Below are 13,370 nucleotides of genomic sequence, written 5' to 3' on the forward strand. Positions count from 1 at the left end.
TACTCCCTTACGGTAATTTCAGCGCAGCTGGCACTCCACATTCGAACGCAATAATACACGGTCGAGAACATTACATGAGCACGGTCAGTCGCGGCCTTCGCCCGCATCGCGATCCTTACGGTAAGCTTCGGCAATCACGCGCTTTTGGTCGTGCAGCTTATCCCAAATCACCGGCGCAACGGAATTGGGGTCGAGGCCTTGCTCTTGGGCTTCACGACGTGCTGCAAGTGATTTCTTCACGTCGATAACGCGCTGGTTGGAAGATCCACGGAATTGCAGACGAGAATCCTTGAGCCCTTCAATGAAGCGGCCGTCGATCAAAATGTCGCACATTCCCAGCAGGGCTGTTTTATCTGGCGTAGTTCCTGGCCTCATCAGCTCTTCCCAGGTGTAGCCGGTCCAGCACCAGATGTTCTTGGTGTTGCCAAACTCCTGACGAATATGATTGCTAATCTTGAGCAAAACTGGAGTATTGAGCATTGGCTCGCCACCCAAGTAGGTGACGCCTTCCACATAGCTCGGGCGCAGATCGTCGATGACTGCCTGCTCGAAGGCGGGGGTGAAGTCATGGCCTGCTTGGAAGTCCCAAATGGAGGCGTTCCAGCAGTTTTGGCAACGGAAAGGGCAACCAGCAACGTAAATGGAGTTGCGGATACCCTCTCCGTCAGTCACCACGAAGCGCTTGTAACTGGCAATGCGGTTAGCGCTCATTTTGCGCGCATCCCACTGTCCTGCTCGAGGGTTATTCGAGAAGGCGTACGGAATGCCAGGGCCACGGTTGTAACCGGGAAGGTCATGGGCAGCAAAATCGCGATGTCCGAAGGACTTCTCTGCTTTTTCTCGCACCGGCAGTGAGCCTGCGGTCTGAGAAGTAGCGGCCTGCGCCTCAGCGACACCTGTCTGAGAAGTAGCGCCAGCAGTTTGAGCTCCTGAACCGGCTTGACCACCTGCAGTCAGGTTATCCATGGCGTGCGGGTCGGTCTTGCGGAAGGCTGGAGTCGGGTCTGCTTGGAAATCCTTATCGAAGCCTGGCATCAAATCGAATTTCCGGCGCATTTCCTCGTCGAAGACATCAGCATTTTGCTTGTTATCCATGAAGTTCAGCCTTTACTCGCGAGTGTCATCCCACCATTCAGCAACGGAACCGTCCTGAAGAATCACATGGCCGGTTTCGCCGAGCATGTGCTTGACGCGGTGCGAAATCTCCTCGTGGCGGCCGTGAACCATCGGGCGCTCGACTGGGTTACCCAAGTAACCGCAGGTGCGCTTGGTCACGTTGCACTGGTGAGGATCATGGTTACCGCACTCTGGGCACTTGAAGCCATCCTCTGTTGGTTCGAAATCGCCTTCGTAACCGCAGATGAAGCAACGGTCGATCGGCGTGTTCGTACCCAGGTAGCCGATGCCGATCGAGTGTGCGTAATCCCACACTGCTTCCAATGCCTTCGGGTTCTTCTGCAAGGTTGGGTACTCGCAGTAGTGGATGAAGCCACCAGCAGTGTACTGCGGGAAGTCCTTCTCGTAGTCAAGCTTCTCCATAGGAGTTGGACGCAGCCACACTGGGTAGTGGAAGGAGTTGGTGTAGAAGTCGTGGTCGGTGACCCCTGGGACCTCACCGAACTTCTGACGGTCCAAACGGTTGAAGCGGTCAGTCAAGCTCTCTGCAGGAGTGGAGTACACCGAGTAGTGGTAGCCCTCTTCTGCTTCCCACTTGTGGCATGCCTCGTTCAAACGCTGAACGATGGAGAGAGCGAACTTCTTGCCTTCTGGGTCCCAGTGGTGGTCGGTAATCCAATCCTTGCCGTAGAACACTGCCGTTGCTTCAGCCAGGCCGATGTAGCCCAAGGAAACAGTGGCGCGGGAGTTCCTGAACAGCTGGTCGACGTCATCTTCAGGGCCGAGCTTGCCGAAGGCGCCGAACTGGTAGAGAACAGGAGCGTTCTTTGGCTTGGCTTCCTTGCAACGGTTGATGCGGAATTGCAAAGCGTGGTGAGCAACGGCCATACGCTCGTCAAGAATCTTGAAGAAGGTGGCCTTGTCACCGTGCGATTCGAGTGCGATGCGAGGAATGTTGAGGGAGACCACGCCGAGGTTCATACGGCCATCTTCCTCATCCTTACCAGTTTCTGGGTTGATCCAGCCTTGCAGGAAGGAGCGGCAACCCATAGGAGCCTTGAAGGAGCCGGTGATGCGAACGATGTTCTCGTAGAACACGATGTCCGGGTACATGCGCTTGGTGGAGCATTCCAAAGCCAAGGTCTTCATGTCGTAGTTCGGGTCTTCTGGCTCGGAGTTCACACCATGCTTAATGGTGTAAACGAGCTTCGGGAAGATTGCCGTGCGGTGGTTTTTACCCAAGCCGCGGATGCGGTTGAGGAAGATGGCGCGGGTGATCTCACGCTCGAACCAGCCGGTCCCCAATCCGAAGCCCACGGTGACAAATGGCGTCTGGCCATTGGACACACGGTTGGAGTTGATCTGGTATTCCATGGTTTGCATGGCGTCGTAAATATTCTTACGAGTCAACAGCTTGGCGTAGATTTCGCGCAACTGCTGCAAACGAGGAGCATCCTTGTGAAATGGCTCATCCAATGGCAGGTTCTCGCGGTCCTGCATGTGCAGAGCCTTAGGCTGCAGCTCGTGGAAGTGCTTGACGACGTTCTCAGCAACCTCAACATCGACAGAATCCGGGAGCATGATTTCTGCCTGCTCCAAGTTCTTCTTGTAGTTGAGCCTGGCGTAAGGAGCCATCATCTCATCGGCACGGTTAACGGTCTGGCCGCCGTACTGAGTGCCTGCAATGTCCTTGATAATCTGGGTGATTTGCGTTGCTGCAGTTTCGATGGACTTTGGAGAATCCATTTCGGCGTTACCCAAAGTGAAGCCTTCACGCAACATACGGCCGAAGTCAGGCAAGGAGCAGTTCGTCATTGCGGTGAATGGCGAGTAATCGGCGTCGTGGAAGTGGATGTCGCCCTTGAGGTGAGCGTTGGCGACATCCTTTGGCAACAGCGAAAGCGCGCGAGCCTTGGAAATAGCACCAGCGAGAAGGTCACGCTGAGTGGTGAAGACGTTGGCGTCCTTGTTGGCGTTCTCGTGAATCAAGGAGTCGTCGTGGTTGATCAGGCGAGCCACAGCTTCGTTGACGTCGCTAGCCTTGGCGCGCTTGATGTCGCGGTTCAAGCGGTAGGAGGTGTAGGCGCGGGCCACGTCGTAGGCATGCTGGTTGATCAGCGAGTGCTCGACGAGGTTTTGGATGTCCTCAATATGCACTGGGGACTTGAAGCGCTCGAGGCACTCCTTCTTGACGTCATCGACAACCTGCTTGACGACGGCATTCTCGTTCTCCGTCTCCTGCGAGTCGATGTCGCGGAAAGCACCATGCACTGCGCGAATGATGTTTTCCTCGTCGAAGTCCACAATGCGACCGTCTCTCTTGGCGACGCGCAGACCTCCGAGGCTGTCATGGCGCTCGTCAAGTACATCGGACACGTCTTCCAACGTGTCGGTGACTGGCCTTGTCAGCATCTGAGTCATACCTTCTCCTTCACCTATGCGCGTTGAGAGCGCACGAAACCCACGCTCATGGCATGGGGTAAACGCTTTCGAGCTTCCTCGGTCCCTCACTGTTCCGAGGTGCTTCGTTCAGTATAGGCAGGTTTCAACACAACATCTAGTGTTGTGGAAAAGGTTTTGGCACTGTATCTTGTGGGTCGCGTCTTTTGAGGCGTTTCTCACTCTTGGCCAAAAATTTTCGATTTGTTATCCACAGGCTCAGCCCCTCTCCTCACGGCGAACACGCCGAGCACGCGGATGGAGAGCATTATTCTGTGGTGATGAAGCGGGTTGACAATCTTGAAGTATCCCCTCCCAAGATGTCAGTTTCTGAGCAACAAGAAAGGCTGTACCGCAAGTTTCCTCACCGTACAGCCTTCCTCAAACCTCAGCTCAAGCTCTCCTCAAGCTTCAAGCCCCAGCTTTCCTCAAGCTTTCCTCAGCGCGCGCTACCCTACTGCTCCAGCTCGCTATAAGCCTGGGCATCCAACAAGCCCGGCTCAGGATTATCAGCATCAGTGGAGTTGACCTTGAATAGCCAGCCCTCTCCGTAAGGGTCACGGTTAGCGAGCTCGGGTTGGTTCTCCAGCTTGGAGTTGACGGCTGCCACAGTGCCAGAAACGGGAGAAATGAAGCTTTCCACGGCCTTTGAGCTCTCCAACTCGGCAGCTTGCTCACCGGCCACCACTTCGTCGCCCACGGAAGGAAGGTCAATGAAAACAAGCTCGCCCATCTGCTGCTGGGCGTAATCAGTCATACCCACGACGACCGGGTCAGTGGAACGATCCAGCCAGGCGTGAGCGGAAGTGTAGTGCAAATGTTCAGGAGTATTTACCATCGTTATCCGTCCTTTCCACGTAACAGAAGTATATATGTTATACCGGGCCTACCGTGCCGGCAGCCCGTCGCATCAAAGGCTCGCCGCACCTGAAGGCTTACCGCACTTCAGAGCGTGCGCAACCATTCAGCCATGCGGTCCACTGCCTCCAACACGACGGCAGGGTTGGTCGCCTCGTTGACGCGCACCCAGTTACCCCACTGAGGCCCGCCAAAGTCGGAGCCAGCAGAGCACACCAGCGCGCAGTTTTCCAACAGAGCGTCACCAGCGTGACTATCCCAGCACGTGTTCTCCAAGTAGCTCGTCAAGTCGAGGAAGGTGAGGTGCGTGCCTTCGCCCTGGATCAGGCGAGCGTGAGGAACCTTGCGAGCAATGGCCTCACTCAGCAGCAGGCGGTTCTCTTCGATGCTCTCGTTGAGCTGGTCCAGCCAGTCGTCACCGCGTTCCATTGCAGCAGCTTCCACCAGAGAACCCTCATGCGTGCCCTCTTCCACCTCGCGGCGCGTGAACTTCATGATGAGGTCTTGAGCAGCAGGGTCTTCGCTCGCCATGAGCAGGCAGGCGCGGAAGGAAGGAATGGCGTAACCCTTCGTTGCCGAGAACGCGACAATTGCCGAGGCCTCACCAGCCTCAGGAAGGCTGAGCAGCGGCACATAGTTATAAGGGTGCGGCGCTTCCAACTCTTCGGCAGTCTTGGGCTCGAGCGGCGAGTGGATTTCGTCAGCCACAATGCGCACATGCCAGCGAGCGGCGATCTTGCAAATCTGGGTAAGCTCTTCGCGCGTATAGATTGTTCCCGTTGGGTTGTTGGGCGAGCACAGCACCAGCACGGCGTTGTAGCCCGTCTCAGAAGGAGCTTGCGGCTTGTGTTGGGCGAGCTCCTTGCATACCTGCTCGAGCGCCTCGAGGTCCGGACGATGCGCAGGAGTGAAGGGGATTTGGCGCAGGGAATGGCCGCTGGTCACGCGGTGCAAGAACTGTGGGTAGGCCGGGGTGAACACCATGACGGTTCCCTCGTATTGCGCGCGCCCGTCCATATTGGTGGCGGTCGGGTCATGCTCGATGCGCTGGCCGAGCGTTGCCTTGACCACTGCGGTAATCGATGCGATCACGCCGTCCATGCAGCGGAAAGCGTAGGCGTGAACGTCAGCATTCCAACGCCTCTTGGCAAACCTCACATAGGCGGCTTCCATTGCTTCGCCGTCCAGGTGAGAAATATAACCCAAGTTGTTGGTGTTCAGCAGGTCCTGCATTTCCAAGCCGACTGCTGGGGCGAGCGGAACGTCCATTTCAGCAACGTGCAAAGCGATCGGCTTTTCGGCCCATTTTGGCTTGATAGCTGGGTTTTTGACAAGCAGTTGCTGAGCGCTCGGCTTGTCACCCCACTTTCGATTGCGGCGGGTAAAGACCTCGTCAACGCTAATCTTGGCGAAAAGGTTTTCGCTGCTCGGCGTGAGATTATCAAGATCAAAAGGCTGTTTTTCGTTGCTCATGTGCCACCCTTTAACGCAGTTTGCGCATTTCTCACCAGCAAGTTTGCCAAGGCCTCTGCCCAGATTGTCAGTACGAGAGAAACCTTTGCTAGCTATTCACACGTTCCTGCTAGGCGTTTTCCCTTGCGCCCGCTTCCAGCTTCTCGCGTTTCTGTGTTACTCCGTTCCACTATTTTTTACGTTTCCTCACTTATTTTTTACGTTTCTTCGCTTCCCTACTCTCCGGCACCTCGCGTTTCACCTCGTCTGTATCAACAGTTTTGCTTGAGATTATCATTCCCAAAAATGTGCCCAGAGAATAATTAGTTACATTTGTAAACGAAATCCCACCCTGTGTTCTACATTTACAGTTGTAAACATTCATCTGCTGCAAGGAGCGAACGTGCCTGAGAATCAGATGCCTCAGCACGAGGCCACGAAAGAAGAGAAGTGCCCAGTATGTGGCATGCCAAACTGCCACATGGACCACAGCAACATGGGCACAGACCACACCATGCACAACATGCACAACATGCACAACATGGATCACACACATCACGACATGAGTGACATGCATCACGACATGAGCGATATGCACATGGAACACATGAAACATATGCATGACATGACTTCCATGGATCATTCCGACCATATGGACCACATGGATATGGACCACATGGATCACATGTCTCATATGGGCCACGACATGCACGACATGTCCCATATGGACCACATGCACCACGACATGTCTGACGTGTCAGCGGCAAACCGCGCTATGTTCGGAATGCACGCAGCCATGTTCCGCCGCCTGTTTTGGATCGCACTCGCGCTCGGCATCCCGACCATCGCGCTCGACCCCATGTTCGCCATGCTCTTGCATTACAGCCTTCCTGACAATCTTGTGATGCGCCTTATTCCAGCGGCTCTCGGAACGCTGATGTATGTGTGGCCAGGCCGGCCTTTCCTCACAGACGGCGTGAGTGAGGCTAAGCGCAAGAAGCCGGGAATGATGCTGCTCATTCTGCTGGGCATCACGGTCGCGTTTGTGGCAAGTTGGCTGGCAACGCTCAATATTCTCGCCATTCCAACCTTCTGGTGGGAGCTCGCGCTTCTGATTATCATCATGCTCGCCGGTCACTGGATTGAGATGGCTTCCGTCGCCTCCACTTCCACTGAGCTCGACGCTTTTGCCGCCCTGCTGCCGCGTCAGGCACATGTGCTGGATTCGGCGGAGAACCTCGCTTCGGCGCATGATGTTGACCTTGCCCAGCTCCAGCCTGGCGATATTGTGCTCGTGAAGTCTGGCGAAACTGTTCCTGCCGATGCGACGATTCTGTCTGGTACTGGCTCTCTGAATGAGTCGATGCTCACCGGCGAGTCGCTTCCGGTGACTCGTCACACAGGAGACCACGTTACTGCTGGCACTATTCTCACCGATTCCTCGCTCGTCGTTGAGGTTCAGGCGACTGGCTCGCACACCACTTTGTCTACCATTCAGCGCTTGGTTGAGACTGCTCAGGCGAAGAAGTCCCCGACCCAGCTGCTTGCCGACCGCGCTGCAGCTTTGCTGTTCTGGTACGCTCTCGTTGCTGGCGTTCTCGCTTTTGCGGTCTGGTTTGCTGTGAGCGCGAACTTGCCGGTGGCTTTGGAACGCCTGATTACCGTGCTCGTTATCGCTTGTCCTCACGCTCTCGGCCTGGCAATCCCGTTGGTTGTTTCGACGGCGATGGGTGACGCTGCTGCGAACGGAATCCTGATTTCTGACCGCTCGGCGCTGGAAAAGCTCGTTTCCGTTTCGACTGTCGCTTTTGATAAGACGGGCACTTTGACGACGGGAACCCCTGAGGTTGTTGATGTTGTAGCCCTTTCCCAGATTATCAGCGCTGATGATGCTCTGCTGTGGGCCGCGAGTGCAGAGAGCGCTTCCGAGCATCCTCTCGCCCAAGCGATTGTGAGGAAAGCGGTAGGCGATTCGCCTGCCGATAGTCATCACGCGCTCCCCTCTGCTTCTGCTTTCACTTCCACTCCTGGTGTTGGGGTGAGTGCCCAAGTGGAAGGTCACCACGTGCTGGTGGGTGGAAAGGCCTTGCTGACTGCGCATGATGTGAGCCTTCCGTCAGACTTTGCATGGATTGACCCGAAGTTTGGTCCGACGACCACTGTTTTCGTTGTGGTTGATGGTGTTCTGAGCCTTGCTCTGCGTTTGAAGGACACTGTTCGTACGAGCTCGCGTCATGCTATCGACGAATTGCACCGTATGGGCGTGCGCACGGTGATGATTACGGGTGATTCGGATGAGGTCGCTCAGTCTGTGGCTTCTGAGTTGGGCATTGATGAGGTGTTGAGCAATATTCGCCCAGACCAGAAGGCCGATGCGATCAGCTCGTTGCAGTCGAATGGTGACCACAGTGACAGCGCCCACAGTGATCACACGCATGGTGACTGCGCTCACAATGGCCACGCGCAGGTCGTGGCCATGGTCGGTGACGGCATTAACGATGCTCCAGCTCTCGCACAGGCTGATATCGGTATTGCCATCGGCGGCGGAACGGATGTTGCTGCAAGTTCGGCTCAGATCGTTCTGGGCAGTTCGGACCCTGCCCAGGTTGCTCGAGCCATTCAGATTTCTCGCCTGACTGTGCGCAAGATGCATCAGAACTTGTGGTGGGCTGCAGGTTACAACCTGATTACCGTTCCCCTTGCTGCTGGCGTTTTGGCATGGCCTCCGCTGAACTTCAGCTTGCCGATGGCTGTCGGTGCAGCGCTGATGGCACTGTCCACTGTGATTGTGGTGATCAACTCTCGCCTTTTGGACTGGCAGTTGAAGAAGTAATCAGCCGTGTTGAAGTAAGTGGTATCGAATAGCGCTGAAGTGATGAACAGGGTTATTTGACTGGTACTTTCTGCTGGGGGCAAGTGTTGAGAACGCGCTGCATAGCAGCTTTCTCAGCACTTGTCACCCACAGAGAATACTTCTTTTTCACACCAATCTGGCGGGCAACATACGCACAGCGATAACCCTTATTGGACGGCAACCAGGTAGCCGCATCTGCGTCTGATTTCTCTTGGTTTGCAGGCCCATCAACTGCCAGCAGATTATAGGGATCATTGGCTAAACGCTCACGCTGCTCAGCGCTTAACTGCTGAGCACCCGTTGACCATGCGTTGGACAGTGCCACCACATGGTCAATCTGCACCGCTTCACTGGTTTGGCGACCGCGCAAGAAGTTGATGGTTTTCCCCGTGTAAGGGTCTTGCAGAATGCCCGACCTCACCACACATTTGCCGTATTTGAACGTCACTTGGCCGAGGTCTCGTTTGAGCACATCGTTGCGCGTATCGCAACCGTTGTGGTCAACATCCGCCCATGCAGGGCCGAATTTCTCGCGGGAATAGCCAGTGTGCGGTGCTTTACCTTTCACCGGCAAACTGGCAAGAGTCTCTAAAGCACTGCCTTTACCGTATTTGTTCTGGCTCGTAGCAGCTACTGCTGGGTTCTGCCCACCAGAAGATTGCCACAGCTTTTCAATGCTGGGCCATGCTGCGATGATGACGAAAACGACAACAGCGAGGGCCGTCCACATGTAGGAACGTTGCCTCGAACGAGACGAATGAGATTGTGATCGACGCGTTGATTTCATAGTTTCACCTCGCTGTTGTCCTTCACACCTGTACTCACGCTGAACAGTTCGCAGCAACTGACCAGCTACTGTGCTTACCTTGCGTACCTTGCTTACCTTGCTTACCTTGCGTACCTTGCTTACCTTGCGTACCTTGCTTACCTTGCTTACCTTGCCGTTGAGAAAACTGAGATAGGTACTGTATTTACCTCAGTACCTTTTTTACTCTGCAGCGGCCAGAACCATGGTGAACAAACTCATCAGAACAGTGGCAAACTGCTCTGGCTGCTCGAATGCAGTGAAATGCCCGGTGTCAGGAATTTCAACGAAAAGAGCACCGTGAACGCGCTCAGCGAAAGGCTTCATCACTGCTGGGCTCGAGGAAGGGTCGAGCTCGCCCGACACCACCAAGGTTGGTACGCGCAAGCTATCCCACGAATCAAACTGATCAGGCCGGCCTGCGGCCATACGCTCACGCCAAGCCAAACCTTCCACAGGCTGCTCGTGAATCCACTGGGTGAAGGTGTCGATAAAGTCAGCTGACTTCTTCACAGCAGAATCATGCTCACTAGGACGAGCGAATTTCATGACTGCTTCAGCACCCATCTCGCCTTCAGCATTATGAGCAATGCACAAGCGCCCGGCTCGAGCTTGAGGAGAATCAGCTGCAGGGGTAGAATCGCACAGTGCTAATCCTGCGACGGCCTGAGGTGCCAAAGAGTGGACACGAAGAACAACGTAACCGCCCATCGAAAGGCCTACCCAAATTGCCTTTTCATAGCCCAGCTCATGCAGCTTATCGATCATGGCTTGGCTCAAACGGTCGAGAGCTTGCGCGTAGGCACCATCTTCTGTGCGAGGGCCTGACTCTTCTTCACTCGGAACAGGCACACCAGGAGTTCCTGGCATGGAGAAGCCATAAACTGGCAAGCCAGACAGCTCAGCATCCTGGTCGAGTTGAGCGTTGAGCTTTTCTGCCATGCGATCCCACATGCGTCCGTCAATAGGGAAGGCATGAACCAAAACAACAGCAACTTTGCCCAACGAGTTGTTTCCTGCTGGACGATACGCGGTTACACCAATCTGCATTGTCATCACCTTTCTCTCTTTCTTCTCACTCTAGCGACAAAGGTGTAGCAGCACATGCAGCGTGTGCACGGACAAAAACCGCGTTATTTCGCCAAACCGTTCTGATAATCTGACGCGTTTTTAAATATGGACCCCCGCGTAGGCCAAACCGGCACGCAAAACCTGATCGTGACCGTGCAAAAGGCTTGCAAAATAGCGCTTATCCATTTTTGTTGGATCGGTCCATTCCACATCAACGGCGTCTTCAGCAGCTTGCGCGTCACCAGAAATCGGAATGACGTAGCACAGAGCAATGGCGTGCTGGCGCGGATCGCAGAAAGGCGACACCTCTGCGGGGAAGAACTCGGCCACCGTGAAAGGCTGCAAAGTGACGGGAAGCTGAGGAAGGGCCATCGCACCCAAATCTTGGGTAACATTGCGCAAAATAGCCTGGCGCACCGTCTCCCCGCGAAGAATGCGGCCAGTAATTAAGGTACGGGAGAGCTGCGAGCCAGAATCCTGCTCCGTCAAACGGGTCAAGCTCGCCACCGAGGTGACGCGCCCGCGGTCATCGACGCGCACCGGCACGATTTCAACGCACACAATAGGCACGAGCGACCGTGCCGTTTCCAGCTGCTCAGAACTGAGCCAGCCGGAGTTGGCGTTGATTTGGAAGTCGTCGGGGCTCACGTGGCGGAACACGCCGTCGGAATCCTCGCCTCCGTCGTCACCGTCGAAGTTATCTGGGTTGGGAATATCGCCACTAATCACGCTCATACCTCAATTTTTGCCTTCTTGAGCGTCGATAGCAAGAGGGGCGGGCTGAGCAGGTTCTGGCTTGTTACACTGCCTGATTCCTGTAATTCCTCTATTCCTTATATTCCCCTATTCCGTTTGTTCCTTCTATACCATTGATTCCATTTATTCTTCTCTTCCTTTTATTCCCTAGTTGCAGAAATTCAGCCGCAAAAGGAAAACCAGCGGAACGGAATAAAGTATTTCATAGCTCTGTTGGATGAGTGACAGATGTAAACGAAAGGAAAGACTATGGCAACGCATGCAGTGACCACCGATACTTTCAAGGAGACCACCGAGAAGAATGATGTCGTTCTCGTCGATTTCTGGGCAACCTGGTGCGGCCCATGCCGCGCATTCGGCCCAATCTTTGAGCAGGCCAGCGAGAACCACCCAGAGGCTTACTTCGCCAAGGTGGATGTTGACCAGAACCAGGATCTCGCTGCAGCTGCTGGCGTTCAGGCCATTCCTACCCTGCTCGTTTTAAAGAAGGGCAAGGTTGTTGCTCGTAACGTCGGTGCTGTTGGTGCTGCTGATTTGGAGAAGATCATCTCCAGCGCACTGGCCGCCTGAGAACTGGCAATTTAAGCTCTCCAGAGATTGAGAAGCAGCTCAGCTCTCAGACAAAGGAGACTGAGCTGTGAGCTGATTTCAGCTGATATCTTCGCTGATAATTTCAGAACTTTTGTGGGGGAAGTCACGTTCAATGACTTCCCCCACGTTTATACTGGAGTGTCAACGGCTTCGGTAGTTGGTTCAGCAAGGAAGCTGACGAAGTGGATGGCACTAGCTCGCCATTTCGAGCATCCTTGACGGCTCAGCTACGTGTGCGCTTAGGCGCCCCCACAAAATGTTGTCTATCACAGGAAAAACATGGCGAATCATAGTTTGCACAAGGCTCAAACGAAAAAGCGCATGAGCCGCAAGCAGATCACGCTTCTCGTTGCAGCCGCAAGTGCTTTGGCATTCATGGTTGGCGGCGGAATTCTCACGTCTCAGCAGTACTCTCTCAAGGCTGCTTCCACTCAGAAGGTCACTGCCTACTCCGCAACCGGTAGCGTTTCTCGTTCAACCGTGCGTGAGGAAATTCGCAATGGCCGCGGTGGGCTGGATAAGAACACCAGTTTTGTGAAGGTCGTCATTAATGGCCAGTCCCAGCTCGTCTTTGGCACCGATTTCACCACGGTGAAGTCCGTCCTCGAAGCTGGCGACATCACTCTCGAACCAGAAGATAACGTCACTCCTGCATTGAATGACAAGGTTTCCGAGAGCACTGTTATCACCATTTCTCGCGCCAACACCACAGTGGAGACTGTTAACTCCTCCATTGCTTTCAACACCATCGAGAAGAAAGATTCCAACCTTCCTGTCGGCACCACCAAGGTGGAGACCGAAGGCGAAGAAGGCGTGATGGAATCGACGAATTTGGTGCAAAAGTCCGGTTCTCGCGTGGTGTCCACCAACACTTTGGCTTCTTATGTGAAGAAGGCTCCTGTCAATAAGGTGGTTTTGGTGGGTACCAAGGTGGTTTCCACCCCATCAAGCTCGTCTTCTTCCTCTTCCGCATCTGCTCCTGCTAATTACGGCACCACCGCTCCTGTGGGCGAAGCTCAAGCTTACGCTCATAATCAGGTGAAGGCTCGCGGCTGGAGTGAATCGGAATTCACCTGCCTGGTTCAGCTGTGGCAGCGCGAGTCGGGTTGGCGTACCAACGCTCACAACCCATCCGGCGCTCACGGCATTCCTCAGGCATTACCTGGCTCCAAGATGGGCCCAGGTTGGGAGAACGACTATAAGGTTCAGATCAACTGGGGCTTGGGTTACATTCAAGGCCGTTACAGCACCCCATGTGGCGCTTGGGCTCACTCCAACTCCACTGGTTGGTACTGATCCTTCAGCATGCCGGTAGAGCACTCACGCATACTCGGTATAGCTTTCAAGATTATCAAGGAGGGCTTCGGCTCTCCTTTTTTATTGCTCAAGAATTACCCAGAATCCCTATTCCCCGCCGCCATAATTCGA

General features: G+C 54.7%; 9 protein-coding genes and 1 pseudogene. 3 read left to right on the forward strand and 7 right to left on the reverse strand.

All coding sequences use genetic code 11. The annotated features are described in order from the left end of the window. Positions 1-84: 84 nt before the first annotated feature. The 4 genes from nrdG to AEAE_RS05040 all read right to left on the reverse strand — a co-directional run bounded on the left by nrdG (position 85) and on the right by AEAE_RS05040 (position 5,886). Entirely contained in the window at positions 85-1,095 is a 1,011-nt protein-coding gene (gene nrdG, locus AEAE_RS05025; protein ID WP_420809198.1) for an anaerobic ribonucleoside-triphosphate reductase activating protein, read from the reverse strand. Between the two features lie 12 nt (positions 1,096-1,107). Then, the gene (gene nrdD, locus AEAE_RS05030; protein WP_094690131.1) at positions 1,108-3,528 is read right to left on the reverse strand and encodes an anaerobic ribonucleoside-triphosphate reductase; all 2,421 of its coding nucleotides are present in this window, start codon (positions 3,526-3,528) and stop codon (positions 1,108-1,110) included. 481 nt (positions 3,529-4,009) lie between these two features. Continuing rightward, on the reverse strand, positions 4,010-4,393 hold the full coding sequence (gene gcvH / locus AEAE_RS05035; protein WP_094690001.1) for a glycine cleavage system protein GcvH: 384 nt from the start codon (positions 4,391-4,393) through the stop codon (positions 4,010-4,012). Positions 4,394-4,500: 107 nt separating this feature from the next. Further along, a complete protein-coding gene (locus tag AEAE_RS05040; protein WP_094690002.1) occupies positions 4,501-5,886 on the reverse strand; it encodes an aminotransferase class I/II-fold pyridoxal phosphate-dependent enzyme in 1,386 nt (461 codons plus the stop codon). Positions 5,887-6,268: 382 nt separating this feature from the next. Here AEAE_RS05040 and AEAE_RS05045 point away from each other — a divergent pair, with 382 nt between their 5' ends. Further along, positions 6,269-8,698 (forward strand): heavy metal translocating P-type ATPase, encoded by a 2,430-nt coding sequence (locus tag AEAE_RS05045; RefSeq protein ID WP_244569624.1) that lies wholly within the window; start codon positions 6,269-6,271, stop codon positions 8,696-8,698. Between the two features lie 61 nt (positions 8,699-8,759). Here AEAE_RS05045 and AEAE_RS05050 read toward each other — a convergent pair. From AEAE_RS05050 to AEAE_RS05060, 3 genes and pseudogenes are all read right to left on the reverse strand, one after another. Then, positions 8,760-9,386, reverse strand: a pseudogene (locus AEAE_RS05050) (HNH endonuclease family protein); the annotation flags it as partial. Positions 9,387-9,707: 321 nt separating this feature from the next. Continuing rightward, the gene (locus AEAE_RS05055; RefSeq protein ID WP_094690133.1) at positions 9,708-10,574 is read right to left on the reverse strand and encodes an alpha/beta fold hydrolase; all 867 of its coding nucleotides are present in this window, start codon (positions 10,572-10,574) and stop codon (positions 9,708-9,710) included. Positions 10,575-10,694: 120 nt separating this feature from the next. Next, on the reverse strand, positions 10,695-11,330 hold the full coding sequence (locus AEAE_RS05060) for a DUF4916 domain-containing protein (RefSeq protein ID WP_094690004.1): 636 nt from the start codon (positions 11,328-11,330) through the stop codon (positions 10,695-10,697). A gap of 270 nt (positions 11,331-11,600) precedes the next feature. On the opposite strand from AEAE_RS05060, the gene trxA reads away from it, so the two are divergent. Beyond that, positions 11,601-11,921, forward strand: coding sequence for a thioredoxin (gene trxA, locus AEAE_RS05065; protein ID WP_094690005.1), 321 nt, complete (start codon positions 11,601-11,603; stop codon positions 11,919-11,921). A gap of 300 nt (positions 11,922-12,221) precedes the next feature. Further along, entirely contained in the window at positions 12,222-13,238 is a 1,017-nt protein-coding gene (locus tag AEAE_RS05070) for a G5 domain-containing protein (RefSeq protein WP_094690006.1), read from the forward strand. Positions 13,239-13,370 lie beyond the last annotated feature (132 nt).

It is taken from the genome of Aeriscardovia aeriphila, assembly GCF_002259595.1.
GTDB lineage: Bacteria > Actinomycetota > Actinomycetes > Actinomycetales > Bifidobacteriaceae > Aeriscardovia > Aeriscardovia aeriphila.

Coding starts and splice junctions, on each gene's coding strand:
- AEAE_RS05055 (WP_094690133.1), bottom strand. CDS start 10,574: ATGCAGATTGGTGTAACCGCGTATCGTCCAGCAGGAAACAACTCGTTG.
- AEAE_RS05060 (WP_094690004.1), bottom strand. CDS start 11,330: ATGAGCGTGATTAGTGGCGATATTCCCAACCCAGATAACTTCGACGGT.
- nrdG (WP_420809198.1), bottom strand. CDS start 1,095: ATGGATAACAAGCAAAATGCTGATGTCTTCGACGAGGAAATGCGCCGG.
- gcvH (WP_094690001.1), bottom strand. CDS start 4,393: ATGGTAAATACTCCTGAACATTTGCACTACACTTCCGCTCACGCCTGG.
- AEAE_RS05040 (WP_094690002.1), bottom strand. CDS start 5,886: ATGAGCAACGAAAAACAGCCTTTTGATCTTGATAATCTCACGCCGAGC.
- AEAE_RS05070 (WP_094690006.1), top strand. CDS start 12,222: ATGGCGAATCATAGTTTGCACAAGGCTCAAACGAAAAAGCGCATGAGC.
- nrdD (WP_094690131.1), bottom strand. CDS start 3,528: ATGCTGACAAGGCCAGTCACCGACACGTTGGAAGACGTGTCCGATGTA.
- trxA (WP_094690005.1), top strand. CDS start 11,601: ATGGCAACGCATGCAGTGACCACCGATACTTTCAAGGAGACCACCGAG.